Here is a 16,981-nt window from a genome sequence, read left to right as displayed (position 1 = left end):
CACGACCGGTCACGACCTATCCGGGTCTGACAAACGCTCATGCTGTCAGGCCGGGCTGCCCCAATCGGAGGTCTCGGAGCCTTCGCACCGGGCGAAGCGGCCCCGTCAAGGGAGACATCACCATGGCAACGACCACCCGCGTGAGAACGGCCAGCACGGCGCTGACCACCGCCGAGAAAGCTTTCGATCTGCTGACCTGCGAACCCGCACCGCTGGTGTTCGACGCCCGGCCGGTGCCGGGCCTGCCAGACACCACGATGCCGCTGAACGAGCTACGCAAGCTGCTCATGTTCGGGCGCTACGACAGCGACAGCACCGACGAGTTGTGGCGGCAGCTGGCCCACCACGCCCGCGAATGGGGACCGGCCTGGGTCGTCGGCGCGATCGGCGTGGCCTTGCCCGCGCTAACGCACCTCGCGGCGAAGATCAGCCGCGGCTACGCGCGTCACGCCGACGACGTCGACTCCGAAGTCCTAGCCGGCTTCTTGCAATCTCTGCGCAGTGCGGACCTCGATCCGCCCCGACTGTGGCTGCGGCTGTGCTGGGCGGCCTGGCGCGCTGGAGCCGCGATCGTTAGAGCCGACGACGGCGAGGAACTGCCGCTGCACCTGTCCACCGGGTCGCGTTCACCGAGAATGCCTTACGGGCATCCGGACCTGCTGCTCGGCCGGGCAGCCGCCGCCGGCCTGATCACGGCCGAAGCCGCGGAACTGATCAGCGCCACCCGGTTCGGCGACGCCCTGATCGAGGAACTGGCTGCCGAAAAGGGCGTGACCGGACCAGCCCTGCGGATGCGCCGCCGCCGCGCCGAACGGGTCGTAGCCGCCGCCGTCACGCGGGGCGACCTGTCCGGCCCGAGCCCCTCAGGCCAAGCTCATACGGTAGATACGCCGTAACAGATGAAGACCCGAGCACAGCGACTATCAGGGCGGCAATGCTCGTCGCGTGCCCGAGGCCATGACGCCCGTCGCCGAACCGACTCCGCTCGGCGGCGGGCGCGTGGCGTCGCTGCGCCAATTAGCTAGCAGGCGTGTAGCAACCTGGTGCTTGGAACGGCGGCCCGAACGGGTAACAGCCCCAGTTTGCGAACGTTGAGGAAATGCTCTTCACGCCGTAGACGGAGTACTTCCAGTTCGACGGCGACCCGCCGCAGCCGACATGGACTGTCCACGGCGGCGTTACGCCTGACTTGCTGAAGACACTCGTGCCTGACGCCCATCCCGATCCCCCGGCTGCCTGAATCCAGACTCCCACCACAGGCCCGGTGCCCTGATTGCAGACAACATCGCCCGAGACAGTCACGGCCGCCGCAGCCGGCTGAGCCACTGCAACCACGCCGGCGCCAGAGAGCGCCGCGACCAGCGTTGCCGATGCTGCGACGCGACGGAGCATGTTCCCGGCTCTACGCATATCCAACTCCCTTCGAATGCACCGAGATCACCATGTCGGTGCGCTGCGAATGTGTCCTCACAACCGTCGATGACTTCAGACCTACCGGGAAGTGGTCACGTTCGATCCGGACGGAGCCCGTACAGCGGAACGGTCACCGGCGCAGCCGTAGCGGATGTCTGGCCTTATGCGGAGCGGCAGGAATCCATGTCGGCGGCCCGGCAATCATCGGAAGTGGGCCTTGGGCGACGAGCGACCAACCTGCTGGACGGCGTCCTGCCGCTGCTGTCGCAACCGCCATGCCGGGCTTGTCGGGACACTTGCTGCAGTCGGTAACCAGGGCCGTGCCGAGCCAATTCGCCTGGTCCATCACCCACCCGGAACTGTAGGCGCCCGGCCCCCGCCAGCCTTGCCGTAGTGGTCACGGCGACGGATTGCATCGACAGCGTCCGGGCGTTGTACGGATCCAGCCTGTTCGGCCTCGGCGGATTGACACGTGCTGGTGCCTACGCTGGACGGACTGTCGGCGGGCCTGCGCCTGTGCGAGGCAGGCGGCGATCGGGCGGCGATGTTTGCGCCCGCCCGGTCGCCGCCGCCCCGGCCTATCCCCCTCGGCTGGCATGCGGCGACGGTGTGAAGCAGTGCTTGCGCCGTCCGCTCGCCGTTCCTGCGGAGCTCCGGCGGCGTGGAGGTGCATGATCGCGGTGCATGCCTGTTGTCGACGTCATGCGGCGGCTGACTATGGGCTTCATCCCTGCCGCGACTGGATGGTCGTCGGGTTGTGTGGTGGCGCGCGGTCGGGTGCATCGCCGCCCTACAGGTTTCGATGGCACGGTCAGGCGATGTTGCTCCAAGCGCCGTGGAGGTCCACCGCGCCTGGCCGGAATGGGCTGCCGAAGGGACCAGCCGGATCCGCGCCCAGCAGGTTAAGGCACTCGGTGACAATCAGGTCCTGCCCGTTGACCCATCGGGCGACGGTCGGACGCCAGCTCTCCAGCTCGTACGTCGATCCCGTCAGCCAGTTCCCGTCTTCCTTCGGGAAGATAATCCACGAGTTCAGCTGGTGGCACTCCAGCTGGTCCCAGATGGTGTCGGCGAGCGCTCCGTACAGGCCGGGCACACACCGCTGGATTGCGTGCCACTGTTCGACGACAGCGTCGCGCGGGTCCAGCGCGAAGGCGGCGTGCCAGCGTGCCTCGCTGGTGGGAGTGAGCACGATCTGGAACTGATCGTCGTCCCACGGGACACGTTCGATCTTTTCGACGAACTTGCCGGCCCCGCACGGGGCGGCGGCGTTCGCCGGCATCGCGACGGCCACTAGGCCGAACGTTGCCAGCACCATGGCCGTGACCACGGCGATCACTTTACGCTTCAGTCGGTTCATGGAAGATCACGAGTCCCTTCGTTCTATCGACTCTCGTCCAGCTGTCGCGTGTTGAGTCGGCGACAGGCCAGGTCTACTTTGCCCTGTTCATCGCCGGGCTAGGCGGCGGCAATGAAAGGTCGTACGGATTCCCGACAGCTGCCGTACGTCCGCAACCGCACTCACCCGGGTAGCGTCGCCGTTACTCGGAGTTGTTCTTCCTCGATGAGGAGCAGTGGTGACCGGCAGTGTCGATCACGAACGCCCTGACCCCTACCAAATCCGGACGCGCGACGACTTCGTCGCCGGACTGCGGCGGCTTAAGGGCGAGACCGGACACTCAGTCCGGGAACTGGCAACGCAGCTTGAGCGGGCCGCCGAGGACGCCGGTGATGGCACGGCACGTCCCCGAGTGGCACCGCCGCCGAGGTCCGGCACCCTTGGGGACTGGTTCGCCGGCCGTACCTTGCCGCAGCCAGCGAGCCGTATCCACTTTGAACGACTCCTGAACCTCCTCGGCGTACCAGGGCAGGAAGAAATTGAAGCGTGGTGGGCGGCGTGGCGGCGGGCACGCAAGGGCCGCCCCGTCGGCGAGGCGGAGCCGTACCGGGGCCTGCGCAGCTTCAACGACGAAGATGCCGAGTGGTTCTTTGGTCGCGACAGGCTCCGCACTGAGTTGCTGGACATGACCGAGCGACTGCGAGTCGACGGCGGGGGCATACTGCTCGTCGTCGGCGCGTCGGGATCGGGCAAGACCTCGCTAGTCAACGCCGGGCTGGTCGCCTCGCTGCGCGACGGCGGGCTGCCCGGCAGCGCAGCATGGCCGGTCCTGCAACTCGCCGTGACTCAGCACCCCTGTGTAGAACTGGCCCGATCGCTCAGCACCGAACTCGGCGAGGACGCCGTAAAGGTCGAACGGATATTGCAGGAGGATCCACAACGCTGCGGTGAGCTGACGCGGCGAGTGTCGGCACGGGCAGCGGACGCCGAACACGTCGTGATCGTGGTCGACCAGCTCGAGCAGACGTTCGCCGCCTGTCCAGACGAGGTGGAAATCGACCGGTTCGTCGCGGCGTTGTGCGCTGCGGGCACGGCAGGCGGCGCGCTGGTCATCCTGGGATTGCGCGCGGATTTCTATGGCCGGGTGCTGAGTCACCCGGACCTAGCCCGGGCCGTCCGCGGCCGCCAGATCACCGTCGAGCCGATGACCGAGGACGAGCTGCGGGAGGTGCTGACCCAGCCGGCACGGAAGGCCGAGCTCGACGTCGAACCGGCGTTGATCGAGCGGCTGCTCGGCGACGCAGGCATCCGCGGACGCCGCGCCGGTCATGAGGTCGGTACGCTTCCGCTCATATCCCACGCGCTGTACACCACTTGGGAAAAGCGCCAGCAGGGGAATCTGACACTGGAGACGTACCTGGCGCTGGGAGGTCTGGAAGGTGCCGTCGCGGAAAGCGCCAACATCGTCTACCGGGAATTGCCCCCACTCCAGCAGGCACTCGCAAGGCGCATGTTCCTCAGCTTGGTCCAGGTCAACGTCGGTACCGCCGACACCCGCCGTCGACTGCCACTCACTGAATTGTTCGCCAAATTCGGCAGCGACATCGAAGATGTCTTGGACCGCTTCGTCGAACAACGCCTCGTCGTGGTGGATGCCGACGCTGTTGAGATCACCCACGACGCGCTACTCACGGCATGGCCGCAAATGCGGCACTGGCTCGCCGAAGGGAGAGACGGACTCGTAATCGCCCAGCAGCTCGACGCCGCGGCCGATGCATGGCGTCAGGAAGACCGCGACAGGTCCGGGCTGATTCAGGGCACCCGCCTATCAGCCGCGAAAGCTTGGGCCGCCGCCAACCCGGACGACGTCCCGCCTCCCACGGCCGAATTCCTCAGCGCGAGCATGCGCGAGACCCTCCGCAGCTCTCGCCGCCGGACCTCCGCAGTGGTGGCCTTGACGATCTCGCTCCTGTGCGCCATTGTCGCCGCCGCGGTAGCCCTCGTACAGCGCGACCTCGCTCGCGACGCGCAGACCACCGCCGAGGTTGAACGCAACAACGCTCAATCCCGGATGGTCGCCACGCGGGCTAACCAACTGCGCGCCCGAGACCCATCGCTGGCTCGTCAGCTCTCGCTCGCCGCGTACCAGATTGCGCCAACCGTCGAGGCACGCTCCAGCCTGCTCGACGCCACTGCGGTCCGGCCGGCCATCCGGATGGGCACCGGCGACAGCAACCGCATCATGTCGGCCATCACGTACAGCCCCGACGGGCGCACGCTCGTCGCGGCGGCCGACGACGTGATTGAACGGTGGGATGTAACCACCTACGGGCATCCGCGCCGTCTGGACCGCCTGACGTCCGGCACCGCAAGCCGCATCTCCGCCCTCGCATTCACACCCGACGGGCTGCTGCTGGCGGCCGCCGCCGCCGATGGCACGATCCGCCTTTGGGACCTCCGGGATCTCACCCGTCCTCGTCCCGTCGGCGAACCGGTGCCCGCGTTCGGCGGCAAGGCCCACGCCGTCACTTTCAGCCCCGACGGTCGGCTCTTGGCAGCAGCAGGGGCCTCAGCCAAAGCAGAAGACGGCGGCACCGCCCGCATCTGGACCGTCGCGGACAACGGGTCCTTGACACCCGTTGGCCAGCCGCTGTCCGTCGGAAACGGAGCCGGCAAGTCCGTCTCCTTCCACCGCAGTAACCAGTTTCTCGCCATCGGTACCGAAGCCGGATCCGTCGGTGTCTGGGACGTCAGAAACCCAGCCAACCCGGTCCTGGCCGCCACCCCGGCCGATGGCCCAACCAAGGCTGTCGGCCAACTTGCGTTCAGTCCCGACGGCAACATCCTCGCGGCAGGCAGTGCGGACTTCACCGCCTACCTATGGACCACGACAGACCCGCGCACTCCACGGCGGCTCGGCATGCCCCTCACCGGTGCCACCAGCTGGATCAATGCCGTTACGTTCAGCCCGGACAGCGCACAAGTCGCCGTCGCCAGCTCCGACACCGCTCTCGGTGTTCGCATTGTCGACATCCGCAGCAGCCGCACCATCGCTACCTTGCCCCATCCTGCGCCGGTCACCGCGGTCAAGTTCAGCCCTGACGGTCGCACCGTCGCCACCAGCGCCAACGACGGCGTCGCCCGCATCTGGCCGATACCCGGCCCGGTTCTGGCCATGCCCTACACAGTCAGCGCCGCCCGGTTCAGCCCCGACGACCGCACACTCGCCGTGGGCAGTGCCGGCACGGCGCTCATCGACGTCACCGATCCGACTTGGCCGAAACCGTCTGCGACCACGCTAGCCAGTCCGGACGGCTTTTCCTCCTCCGTGTCCTACACGCCCGACGGCAACCTCCTCGCCGTCGCCCACGGCCGCTCCGGAACGGTCCAACTCTGGAACGTCACCGACTCTGCTCACGCGATCGCCGTCGGCCAACCTCTGCAGGCCCATTCCAAACAGATAGAAGCCATGACCTTCAATCCCAGTGGCCAACTGCTGGCTACCGGCAGCCGCGACGAGACTGTGCGGATCTGGGACCTGCACGACCCAGCCAGCCCACGCCTAGTCGCCACCCTCGACGGATTCACCGGCTACGTCTACGGCGTCGCATTCAGCCCAGACGGCCGCCTGCTCGCCGCAGCCAGCGCCGACAAGACCATCCGCATGTGGGACATCTCCAACCTCAGCGCCATTGCCTCGGTTGGCAACCCCGCTATCACCTTGGACCACTACGCATACTTCGCAACGTTCAGCCCGGACGGGCGAACACTCGCCGCGGGTGGCGGCGACAGCGCAGTCCACCTGTTCGACCTAGCTGATCCGGCACACCCGACACCGATAGGTACACCACTTCAGGGCCCGACCGACTACCTTTACAACGCCGTCTTCACACCCGACGGCGGCACCCTGGCGGTCGCCGTCACCGATGGCACCGTAAGGCTTTGGGATGTGCGTGACCCCGACAAGCCCAAACTCACCGCAACACTTACCGCGCCCACTGGCGCCGTATACACCCTGGACTACCAGGCCCAAGGCGACCTGCTGGCAGCCGGCGGTGCTGGCAACACCACTTGGCTATGGCACACCGACCCGCGCAACGCCGCCGCGATGGTCTGCGCAACGGTCGGTGACGCCATCACGCCGCAGGAGTGGCGGCAATACGTGCCTGACTGGCCATATCGCCCCACGTGTTGAACTGTGATGGGGTGCGGGCGTTCGCCCGCACCCCATCAACCGACATCAGCAGCCGCTCACGCCGGGGATCCAGTTGGCGTAGCCCGTGTTGATGTAGTAGTCCGACGCGAACCCCTCGGGGCGGCCAGAGCCACCTTCCCAGACGATATAGTCCCACACCGGGTCGCCACCGATGTTTTGTCCACTGCGCTGGCAGACGATCCGCACCGGCGTGTACGCCGGAACGAACGCGACGTAGGTGCAGCTCGTGCTCGGCGACTGGTTCGTCGGGTGGTAGCAGTCCCGGATCGTCACGCCGCTGCTGCCGGTCGTCGCGGCGAACCAGCTGGCCTGGGCCGCCGTGGCCGGTACCACGACACCAGCACCGGCGGCTGCGACCGCCAGGCCGACCGCGACGGCCGCTCGTCGGATACGGGTTGAGGTAGACATGAGCACCCTCCTTCGGAATGTCACGGCGACGCCGGACAATTGGAGTACACCGAGTCGAAGAGCTGTCGGGAAAGCTCCGCCGCCGCCCCGTACGGCCGCCGTACGCTGCGATACAGACCCGTACGGTGGTGGTTATTAGGCCACTTGGTCGCAGGAAGCAGTTCGGCGCGAGGGACGTGCCGCGCACGTCCATGGCCGCTGCCGCGTTCCTAACGACCCCGTGCACAGTTGCCGGGCGGGCCCGTCGCCTCATCGGCGCTGAGTTACGGCTAACGCCTTGAGCGGCCTGGTGTCGTTCTCGGTGCAGCCGGTGGTTGTGGTCGGATCGCAGGCTGGCGATGTCGCGGATGGTGGCGTCGAAATGCTCGCACCGGCCGTGGTAACGGGCCAGTATTCGCCAGTTCTTCAGGTGTCCGATCACATGCTCGACGCGGATCCGTTGCGACAGGTGCCTTTGCAGACGGTGTCGTAAGGGGCAATGAGGCTCGGTGGCAGTGACTTCTGGCGTTTGCGCGGTTTGGGCTGCGGTGTGATCACCACGCCGGTGGTGTCGGCGCCCAGTCCTCGGATAGCCGCGCACACCGCATCTGACAAGTGGGATCACCACCCGCGCTGACCGTCAGATCCCGCAGGCGTCGGATAGCTGCCCTCCGAAGGACGGCCTACCTGCCGTCCAGTTTCACTCGGAGCACTCACTTGGCTCCCTTCTTGTGCCGCACGTCGATCCCCTACTGGTCTCGGCACACGGCCGTCTCGTTCGAGGGCCCGACACGGTCACTTGGCGTTTCGATCCGCGCCAGGTTTTCCGGTTAGCGGTCGCAGGGGGACTACGTGGGTCGCTGACTGGTCTTGTCAGGTCGTGACAGGGGCCAGGCGAGTTCGATCGGTCTGACAACCGAGATCTAGGCGGTGCATGTCATCCATGGCATGTCCGCCCGGTGGGGATCTCCCATCCGGTGAGGCCAATGGTCCGGCACGGCTGGCGCGGCGTACTGACACCGCAACCCTTCGCCCACAGCAAGGGAGGAGCGCCCCCACCGGCCCAGTCGAAGCTTCGCCCTGGTCCCCACCGCGGCGGCCCGCAGAAGTCCTGTGGAGCGTCGCAATGCATACAGCTCTGTCAGTTCTGTCCGACCTCGCCGCCGCCACACCCACGCCGACGCCGGCCCCGACGCCCAAGAGCATCAACGACGTCATCTCCTCGATCACCGCGTGGATCATGGGAATCATCGCGCTGGTAGCGACGATGTTCCTGGTCATCGGTGGCCTCCGCTACATGGCCGCCGGCGGTGACCCGGCCCAGGTCGAGCAGGCGAAGGGCAACTTCAAGTCCGCCTTGATCGGCTACGCGTTGGCGGTTCTCTCCCCCGTGATCCTGCAGGTGCTGCAGGGCATCATCGGCGGCTGAGGGCAGCGGTCATGGTCGATTGGATGATGAATGGCTTGGTGGAATGGCTCGCCGATCGGCTGCAAGACCTCCTCGGCGGGCTCCTGGCCTATCTGACGTCGTCGATGTTCCTGTCGCCGGACGTCACGGTGTTGCCGCAGGTGCAGACCATCGCCGCGAAAAGCGCCCTGGTCGTCAACGCCTGCTACGTCCTCGCGCTGCTGGTCGCCGGCGTCGTGACGATGACCAACAGTTCGGTTGAGGTCCGATACGGCGTCAAGGAACTCGTGCCACGCCTCGTCGTCGCGTTCATCCTGTCGAACGTCGCGGTCCCGCTGTGCGCCGTACTCATCGATGTGGCCAACGCATTGACGGTGGCCATGGTCGGCACTGCGGCGCCGACCACGCAAGCGGTCACGATGGCCCGCACTCACGTGGCCGCCGCCCTCATCGATCCTGCCAACGCCCTCATCGCCCTGGTCATCGGGCTGTTGATCGTCGGGCTGATGTTCACCCTCGTCACCGGTTGGGTCGTCCGCGTTGCGGTGCTGGTCATCCTGGCCGGGCTCGCCCCGGTCGCGCTGGCCTGCTACTGCCTGCCCTGGACGCAACCCACCGCCGACCTGTGGTGGCGCAGCCTGCTGGGCTGCCTCGGCACCGCCGTGCTGCAGGCCATCGCGTTCTCCACCGGCATCCAACTGCTCACCGACCCGGACGCGAGCATCCCGGTCCTGATCGGTCTGCCAGGCTCGGACGTGTTGAACCTACTGCTGGTCGCAGTGGTTCTGTGGATGACGGTCAAGATCCCCGGGATGATGGGCCGCTACGCCACGGGCAAGGGGTCGCCGAACATCGGCGGGATTCTGCTGCGGGCAGTGGTCATCCAGGGCATCACCCGCCGTCTCCCGCTCGGCGGGCTTGGACGTGCCACCTTGCGAGGTGGGCGATGACGATCGAAGACAACGTCCCGCGCGCCGTCGTCCCGGCCAACGTCAACGAGCCCGACCGCATCGCGTTCGGGCTGACATTTCGGCAATTGGGCATTATCGGCGCTGCCGGCCTCGTCGGGTCCGGGGTCTACCGCACGTTCGGGCAGCTGCTGCCGCAGGTGGCGTGGATCGTCGCCGGGGCGATCGTGTTCGCGGTGGCGGTCGTGGTGGCGCTCGGCCGCCGTGACGGCCTGCCGCTGGACGTGTGGCTGCGGCACGGATTCGCGCTCAGCCGCAGGTCGCGCACTCTCACGCCGGGTAGGGCTCGGGCCAGCTCGGTCGCGGTCGTGGCCGGCCAGCCGAGCCTTCCGGCGCCGCTGCGTTCTCCGGTCACGGCGGTCAGCCCGACCGGAGTCCTGACCAGTGAGGGCAGCGGCAAGGTCCTGATCGCCTGCGGCACGACGAACATCCACCTGCGCACCGGCGGTGAGCAGGGCGCGCTGTTGGAGGGGTTTGGTCGGTTCCTCAACAGCCTGACCGGGCCGGCGCAGATCGTCGTGGCGGCGCAGCGGCACGACCTGACCGTCTACGCGCAGGCAACTGCCGACCACGCACCACGACTGACGCACCCGGCGTTGCAGGCCGCCGCCGCCGACTACGCCGAGTTCCTGCTCAACCTCGACAGCCAGCGCGATCCGCTGCGCCGGCAGGTCCTCGCCGTCGTCACCGGAGAGCTCGGGGCCGACGCGGCGGTGCGCGCGCTGTCCGGGCTCGGTGTCGAAGCCGCAGCTCTGGACGGGCCGGCTGTCGCCGCCGCGCTCGCCGGCGCGGTCGATCCGTTCTCCCCGCCGGTGCCTGGCCCACGTGCGGTACCCGGCACCCCGATCACCCTGCGGAGCACTTCATGAACCTGTTGAAAAGGCCCAAGACGAGTGACGCGGGCGGGGAGGCGATGCCCTCCCCCGCCGCGTTGTCGGTCACGCCGTGGCACGTGCAGGTCGGCGACGGGTACGCCGCCACCTACGCGGTGTGCGGTTATCCGGCCGAGGTCGGCCCAGCCTGGTTGGACCCGCTGCTGTCCTACCCCGCACGGGTCGACGTCTCGGTGCACCTGGACCCAGTGGCGCCGCAACTGGCCGCGCCGATGCTCAAGCGCCAGCGCGCCCGCCTCGAATCCTCACGCCGCCTCGATGCCGACCAGGGACGCTTGGGTGATCCCACGGTCGAGGCGGCAGCGGCCGACGCCGCCGACCTCGCTGAACGGGTCGCCCGCGGCGCGGCGAAGCTCTTCGACACCGGCATCTACGTCACCATCCACGCCCGGACCCTCGATGAGCTGCGCACCGTCACCGCGGGCGTGAAATCCGCCGCAGCCAGCGTCCTACTGGACCTGCAACCGGCCACGTTCCGGCACCAACAGGGCTGGATCTCCACTCTGCCGGTCGGCGTGGACCCGCTACGGATGCGCCGCATCCTCGACACCACCGCCCTCGCGGCGGCGTTCCCCCTCGCCTCGGCGGACCTCGCCGCCCCAGTCCTCGGCACCATCGCCGCGCCCGAAGGGCTGCTGTACGGGGTCAACACGACCAGCAACGGGGTCGTGATCTGGAACAGGTGGGCGCAGGACAACCACAACTCGGTCGTCCTGGCCCGCTCCGGCGCGGGTAAGTCGTACTTCGTCAAACTGGAGGTCCTGCGGAACCTCTATCAGGGCACGGTCGTGTCCGTCATCGACCCCGAAGACGAGTACGCCCCCCTGGCCGAACACGTTGGCGGCACGGTTGTTCAGCTCGGCCAGCCGGGCGTACGGGTCAACCCGCTCGATCTGCCCGCCGACCACCGGGCCGACACCCTCACCCGACGCGGCCTGTACCTGCACACCCTGATCTCGGTCATGCTCGGTGCGGCACCGCCGCCCGGCGAACGCGCCGCCCTGGACCGGGCTATCACCGCCACCTACGCCCGCGCCGGGATCAACGGCGACCCGGCCACCTGGACGAAACCCGCGCCGCTGCTGCGGGACCTCGCCGACATGCTCGCCGACGACGACGACCCGGCCGCCGGGCAGCTCGCCGCCCGACTCACACCGTGGACGGTCGGGAACTTCGCCACCCTGTTCGACGGGCCGACCACGACCGTCCCGCGAGGGCACCTGGTGGTGTGGTCGCTGCGGCACCTGCCCGACGAGCTGCGCACGGTGGGCACACTGCTGGCGCTCGACTCGATCTGGTCGGGCATCGACACCCCCGCCACCGCCGCCCGCCGGCGACGGCAGCTCGTCGTGGTGGACGAAGCCTGGCTGCTGATGCGCGACGGCGAAGGCAGCCGGTTTCTGTTCCGGATGGCCAAGGCAGCCCGGAAGCGGTCCGCCGGCCTGTGCGTGATCACCCAGGACGCGGCCGACGTGCTGTCGACCGACCTCGGCCTCGCCGTGGTGTCCAACGCCGCCACGCAGGTCCTGATGCGCCAGAGCACGCAGTCCATCGACGCGGTGTCCGAGGCGTTCGGCCTGACCGCCGGGGAATCGCGGCTGCTGCTGTCGGCACCACGCGGCGAGGGGCTCCTCGTCGCCGGTCGTAGCCGGATCCCGTTCCGTGCGGTGGGGTCGGCGGCCGAGCACAGGCTTGCCGTAACCGGGATCGGGGAGGCCGACTGATGACCACCCCGACCTGGCCTACTGACATCGGGCACTGGATCATCGCCCGGCCATGGCTCGGCTTCCTCGCCGCCGCCGCGATCGTCGCAGCGGTGTCAGGCCACGACCAGCTACTCACCTGGCGGCACCAACGGCTCGCGGCGGGCGCGCGGTGGCTGACCATCGCCGCACCGCCGGAGGTTAGCGCCGAGGCCGCCGCCGCGTTCTGGACAACGCTCACCGGCGTGCTGACACCATCGGTGTGGCGACGCAGGATGTATGGGTACCCACACGTCGGGTGGGAGTACACCTGGACCGGCCGTGCCCTGACCATCCGGGTCTGGGTGCCAGGCACCGTGCCGCCCGGCGCGGTCGAAGCCGCCGTCCGGGCGGCCTGGCCCGCCGCGACCCTCGCGACCGCGGATGCCGCCGTGCCGATCCCCGCCCAGGTGGGTGAGCAGGTGGGCGGGGCGCATTGGCCGCAGCACACCGACGGGCTGCCGCTGCGCAGCGAGCACGACACCGACCCGCTTCGGGCGTTGCTTGCCGCCGGGGCCGAGGTCCGCCACCGCGAACACGCGTGCGTGCAGATCCTCGCCCGCCCGGCACCCGCCCGCCGGGTGCGGGCGGCCCGCCGGGCGGCGGCCACCACCAGCAACCATCCCCACGGGCGGCCCGACATGGCCGCCCAAGCTGTTTCGGGTGCGACGCGCTGGGCCATCGAACCTCTGCTGTGGCTCCTAGAAGTCTTCATGCCCGGCCCGTCCCGGCCGCACAGCCCGGCACGAACCCCAACGGGGCGGGCAGCCGAACGGGACCCGGTAGTCACCGCCGACGCCCGCACCATCGTGGACAAGGCCGTGCGGGTGCCGCACTTCGAGATCGCGGTCCGGTTCGCCGTCGCCGCCGACCCCGACCGCCTACCGGTGGACAAAGAACGGGCCAAGCAGGTCCGCGAACGGCTCGCTGGGCTCGGGCACACCATCGCCTCGGCCGCCGCGGCGTACACCGGCCCGAACCGGCTGCGGCGGATGAAGATGCCCCACCCGGTGGCCACGATCGCCGGACGGCAACTGCGGCGCGGGTTCCTGGCCACCGTCCCGGAACTTTCGGCCCTGGCCGCGCTGCCGCAAGACCTTGCCGTTCCGGGCCTCGACCGGGCGAGGGCCAAGGCCGTGCCGGCGCCCGTGCAGGTCCCCTCCGGCGGGCGGAGCGTGAAGGTGCTGGGCCGCTCACAGATCGGCCACCACAGCATCGGCCTCACTGTCACTGATGCCCGCCAGCACGTGCACGTCGTCGGCAAGACCGGCGTCGGCAAGTCCACACTGCTGCTGAACATGATCCTCGGCGACATCAAGTCCGGGCGCGGGACCGTGGTCATCGACCCCCGCGGTGACCTGATCACCGACATCCTCGACCGACTGCCCGCCTCCTACGCCAAGAAGATCGTGATCATCGACCCGGACCAGGAGAACCCCGGCTGCTTCAACCCCCTCGATGACGGCGGCGATCCGCACCTGGCCGTGGACAACCTCGTCGGCATCTTCGCCAAGATCTTTCAAGGGCAGTGGGGACCCCGGATGGACGACACCATGCGCGTCGCTTGCCTCACCCTGATGCGCCACGCGAAACCAACCCTGAGCCTGGTCCCGTCACTGTTGCAGGACCGGGACTTCCGGGCCCGGTTCACCCATGGGCTGGACGACCCGGACGGCCTCGGCGGGTTCTGGCTCTGGTACGACGGCATCAACGAGCAGTTCCGGGGCCAGGTCATCGCACCCGTCCTCGCCCGGCTCCGGGCCTTCCTGCTGCGGGACTTTGTGAAATCGGTGATCGGTAACGCCCACTCGTCGTTCGACATGGGCCGGGTCCTCGACGGCGGGGTGCTGCTCTGCCGGCTACCCAAAGGCATCCTCGGCGAGGAAACCAGCCGCATCCTCGGCTCGATGATCGTCGCCCGGGTCTGGCAGGCCGCCATCGCCCGCGCCAGCATCCCCGAAGACCAGCGCAAAGACGCCAACCTCTACGTGGATGAGTGCCACAACTTCCTCACGCTGCCCGGCAGCGTCGGGGACATGCTGGCCGAGGCCCGCGGGTTCCGGCTCGGGCTCGTCCTGGCGCACCAGGACCTGGCGCAACTGCCCAACGACATCGCCGCCGGGGTGTCGGCCAACGCTCGGACGAAGCTGTTCTTCAACGTCGACCCCGCCGACGCGCGGGACTTGTCCCGACACACCAGACCCGAGCTGGACGAACACGACCTCGCCCACCTCGACGTCTACACCGCCGCCGCCCGGCTGCTGGTCGGCAACCGGGAGCTACCCGCGTTCACCTTCGTGACCAACCCGCCGGCGCCGCCGGTGGGTGAAGCGACCGCGATCCGGCAGGAGTGCGCTACCGCCCACAGCCGCACCGGTGGTGAGCCGCCGATGCAGCAGCTCGCCCGTACCGCGATGAAGCGGCGCATGACCGACCGCGACCGCTGAGTACTCCGGCTCGCATAGGGGCTCGGCTGGGTGCAGCACCGGGGACTCGTCTGGGGGTGTCCGCGACACGAGGCCCCACACGAGTCCCACGCCCCTGGTCTGTCAGGTGCCTGACCTGCCCCAACCCGCCAGACGCCAGCACCGGAATCGAGATCAACTCATCCAGACTCCCTACGGGACTCTCTCTCCAGGGGTGTATCCACATGCCGCAATCGCGATCGGTCAGCCTCCTGTCCATCTATCCCCACATCACCAGCCGTGACCGTCGGCTTCTCCAGCTACTCGACGACCACCAGGTCCTCACCACCGATCAGATTCACCGCACGCTGTTTATCGCCCGACGAACCTGTCAGATCCGCCTCGGTGAGCTGACCGCTCTGGGCCTGCTGGACCGGTTCCGGTTCGCCCGCGCCGGGGGTGGTAGTCATCCGTGGCACTGGACGCTCGGCCACCAGGGGCACCGGTTTCAGGCCGCCGCTCACCGTCGGCCCGAACCCACCGTGCGCACCAGCCGTCAGAGCGTCGACCGGCTCTCGGCCAACCCGAACCTGACCCACCTGCTCATGGCCAACGAGTTCTTCGTCCGGCTCACCGTGCACGCTCGCCAGTACCCGCAGGCGCGGCTGGGCCGGTGGTGGTCCGAGACGATGACCACGAAGCAGTTCCGCACCATCACCGCCGACGGGCACGGCCTGTGGAGCGTCGCCGACGCCACGGTGGGGTTCTTCCTGGAGGCCGACACCGGCACCGAACCCCTCGGCCGGGTGGTGGCCAAACTCGACCGGTACGCGCAGCTGATCCGCCGCGGCGGCCCCCGCTACCCGGTGCTGCTCTGGCTGAGCAGCGAGCAACGCGAAGAGCACCTTCACCAACTCCTGCGCGGCCAGCGCGGCGACGTACCGGTCGCGACCGCCACCCACGACGCCGAACCGGCCGAAGCCGTCTGGCTCCCGGTGGACGCCACCGGCCGAGTCCGGCTCGCCGAGCTGCCCAGCGACCACGGGCAGCCCGTGGCGGACAACCCCAACTACGACGACGGTGTCTTCGTGCCCTGACAGACCCTGGCACGCACACGGCGGACCCTGTCAGCACAGCTCACAGGCATCATCGATAGTCCTGACAACGTCGGCGCTGTCAGGTCACGCAGCTACGGTGCAGCTTCTTCTTCTTTGCTCGCACCGCCGCCGCCTCTGGTCCCCCTCGGATCTGCCCGCGCCAGCGGGATCACCCACAGCCCACCCTCGGTCGGCTCGTGATCCACGCCCCGCGCCTTGCACGGCAGCTTTCCCGGTCCAGACGCCGCGCGTCGGTGGCACCACCGCGCATCCCCACTCCACGCCCTCTGTTTCGCGAAGGGAGCACCCCGTCATGCCCACGCCCACCCCGCTCGCCGCTTCGGTGATCACCGTCTGCTTCGCCCCCGGCGAGGACACCGACTGGTTCGCCGCCTCAGAGAAGGTCAACGATCTTCTGCACGCCAACGGCACCCCCGCCCGCCGCTACCACGTCCGCCACCGCCGCCTCATCGGCTGGCTGACCCGCTTCCTCGGCTACTACCTCCTCGACGCCGCCCGCCGCTTCGGCGCGGTCACCATGGCCGCAGGAGGCCGCAAGGGGCGCCTCGACCTGACCGGCACCGCCGCCACAGCCTCCCACTACGCCGCCCTGCGCTGGCGTGCCTGGAACACCCACATCGGCGCAACAACCCGTCCGGCCCGCCCCTTCGAGGACTACCTCGCCCAACACCACGCCGACCCGACCAAGGTCAGCGTGGCCGAGGCCCGCCGCCGCTTCGAGCAACAGCCACGCGTCCTGGCGATGCTCGCACTCTCCTTCGACCCGTACGAGCTGTCCGTCTACCAGGCCGGCGAAGCCACCTACGTCGGGCTGCACTGGCGCATCGCGCTGATCGGCGACGCGCTGATCACCACCGAAGGCCGCCTGCTCACCCCGGCCAGCGACTCCGTCGCCGACCGGTTCCGCTTCCTCAACGAAGCCTGCGCCTACCTGCGTGGCCTGCGCTCCAGCGCACGACTGTGCGCCGTCGCCATCGCCTAACCGCCTGAAGTACCGAAGGGCGGGGGCACGCCCCGGGCCGCCCGGCGCAGGCAGAGCCCCAACAACAGCCGCGGGCGAAGGACTAGCACGGGTTAAGATACCATGCCCCC

The 16,981-nt window shown here is 68.7% G+C and carries 12 protein-coding genes; 10 read left to right on the top strand and 2 right to left on the bottom strand.

What is annotated here, in order from left to right; translation table 11 throughout:
* Positions 1 to 122: 122 nt before the first annotated feature.
* Positions 123 to 896: a hypothetical protein gene (locus tag AB0B98_RS10900; protein WP_357362050.1), complete on the top strand. Its 774-nt coding sequence runs from the start codon at positions 123 to 125 to the stop codon at positions 894 to 896.
* A gap of 1,328 nt (positions 897 to 2,224) precedes the next feature.
* On the opposite strand, the gene AB0B98_RS10895 is transcribed toward AB0B98_RS10900, so the two are convergent.
* Complete coding sequence (locus tag AB0B98_RS10895; RefSeq protein ID WP_357362048.1) at positions 2,225 to 2,773, bottom strand: hypothetical protein; 549 nt, start codon at positions 2,771 to 2,773, stop codon at positions 2,225 to 2,227.
* A gap of 217 nt (positions 2,774 to 2,990) precedes the next feature.
* On the opposite strand from AB0B98_RS10895, the gene AB0B98_RS10890 reads away from it, so the two are divergent.
* Positions 2,991 to 6,947: an AAA family ATPase gene (locus AB0B98_RS10890; RefSeq protein WP_357362046.1), complete on the top strand. Its 3,957-nt coding sequence runs from the start codon at positions 2,991 to 2,993 to the stop codon at positions 6,945 to 6,947.
* Between the two features lie 45 nt (positions 6,948 to 6,992).
* Here the strand turns inward: AB0B98_RS10890 and AB0B98_RS10885 are convergent, their stop codons facing one another.
* Positions 6,993 to 7,376 carry a hypothetical protein gene (locus AB0B98_RS10885; protein ID WP_357362044.1) on the bottom strand — a complete coding sequence of 128 codons (384 nt, stop codon included), beginning with the start codon at positions 7,374 to 7,376 and terminating at the stop codon, positions 6,993 to 6,995.
* Positions 7,377 to 7,653: 277 nt separating this feature from the next.
* Between AB0B98_RS10885 and AB0B98_RS10880 the strand changes: the two genes are divergently transcribed.
* The 8 genes from AB0B98_RS10880 (at position 7,654) to AB0B98_RS10845 (ending at position 16,871) form a co-directional block, all read left to right on the top strand.
* On the top strand, positions 7,654 to 7,848 hold the full coding sequence (locus AB0B98_RS10880) for a hypothetical protein (protein ID WP_357362043.1): 195 nt from the start codon (positions 7,654 to 7,656) through the stop codon (positions 7,846 to 7,848).
* 633 nt (positions 7,849 to 8,481) lie between these two features.
* A complete protein-coding gene (locus tag AB0B98_RS10875) occupies positions 8,482 to 8,784 on the top strand; it encodes a pilin (RefSeq protein WP_357362042.1) in 303 nt (100 codons plus the stop codon).
* A gap of 23 nt (positions 8,785 to 8,807) precedes the next feature.
* Positions 8,808 to 9,713, top strand: a complete 906-nt coding sequence (locus AB0B98_RS10870; RefSeq protein WP_357362040.1) for a hypothetical protein — start codon at positions 8,808 to 8,810, stop codon at positions 9,711 to 9,713.
* Positions 9,710 to 10,600 carry a PrgI family protein gene (locus tag AB0B98_RS10865; protein WP_357362038.1) on the top strand — a complete coding sequence of 297 codons (891 nt, stop codon included), beginning with the start codon at positions 9,710 to 9,712 and terminating at the stop codon, positions 10,598 to 10,600. Before AB0B98_RS10870 ends, AB0B98_RS10865 begins: the two co-directional genes overlap by 4 nt.
* A complete protein-coding gene (locus AB0B98_RS10860; protein WP_357362037.1) occupies positions 10,597 to 12,348 on the top strand; it encodes a DUF87 domain-containing protein in 1,752 nt (583 codons plus the stop codon). Before AB0B98_RS10865 ends, AB0B98_RS10860 begins: the two co-directional genes overlap by 4 nt.
* Positions 12,348 to 14,813, top strand: coding sequence for a DUF87 domain-containing protein (locus tag AB0B98_RS10855; protein ID WP_357362035.1), 2,466 nt, complete (start codon positions 12,348 to 12,350; stop codon positions 14,811 to 14,813). The genes AB0B98_RS10860 and AB0B98_RS10855 overlap by 1 nt, the downstream gene beginning before the upstream one ends.
* Positions 14,814 to 15,016: 203 nt before the next feature.
* Positions 15,017 to 15,868 (top strand): replication-relaxation family protein, encoded by an 852-nt coding sequence (locus AB0B98_RS10850; RefSeq protein WP_357362033.1) that lies wholly within the window; start codon positions 15,017 to 15,019, stop codon positions 15,866 to 15,868.
* A gap of 313 nt (positions 15,869 to 16,181) precedes the next feature.
* The gene (locus tag AB0B98_RS10845) at positions 16,182 to 16,871 is read left to right on the top strand and encodes a hypothetical protein (protein ID WP_357362032.1); all 690 of its coding nucleotides are present in this window, start codon (positions 16,182 to 16,184) and stop codon (positions 16,869 to 16,871) included.
* The last annotated feature ends 110 nt before the right edge of the window (positions 16,872 to 16,981 follow it).

Source organism: Micromonospora sp. NPDC048947 (genome assembly GCF_040649495.1).
GTDB lineage: Bacteria > Actinomycetota > Actinomycetes > Mycobacteriales > Micromonosporaceae > Micromonospora > Micromonospora alfalfae.
This window is presented reverse-complemented; position numbering and strand designations above follow the sequence as displayed.

Coding starts and splice junctions, on each gene's coding strand:
- AB0B98_RS10900 (WP_357362050.1), top strand. CDS start 123: ATGGCAACGACCACCCGCGTGAGAACGGCCAGCACGGCGCTGACCACC.
- AB0B98_RS10895 (WP_357362048.1), bottom strand. CDS start 2,773: ATGAACCGACTGAAGCGTAAAGTGATCGCCGTGGTCACGGCCATGGTG.
- AB0B98_RS10885 (WP_357362044.1), bottom strand. CDS start 7,376: ATGTCTACCTCAACCCGTATCCGACGAGCGGCCGTCGCGGTCGGCCTG.
- AB0B98_RS10875 (WP_357362042.1), top strand. CDS start 8,482: ATGCATACAGCTCTGTCAGTTCTGTCCGACCTCGCCGCCGCCACACCC.
- AB0B98_RS10870 (WP_357362040.1), top strand. CDS start 8,808: ATGATGAATGGCTTGGTGGAATGGCTCGCCGATCGGCTGCAAGACCTC.
- AB0B98_RS10865 (WP_357362038.1), top strand. CDS start 9,710: ATGACGATCGAAGACAACGTCCCGCGCGCCGTCGTCCCGGCCAACGTC.
- AB0B98_RS10860 (WP_357362037.1), top strand. CDS start 10,597: ATGAACCTGTTGAAAAGGCCCAAGACGAGTGACGCGGGCGGGGAGGCG.
- AB0B98_RS10855 (WP_357362035.1), top strand. CDS start 12,348: ATGACCACCCCGACCTGGCCTACTGACATCGGGCACTGGATCATCGCC.
- AB0B98_RS10850 (WP_357362033.1), top strand. CDS start 15,017: ATGCCGCAATCGCGATCGGTCAGCCTCCTGTCCATCTATCCCCACATC.
- AB0B98_RS10845 (WP_357362032.1), top strand. CDS start 16,182: ATGCCCACGCCCACCCCGCTCGCCGCTTCGGTGATCACCGTCTGCTTC.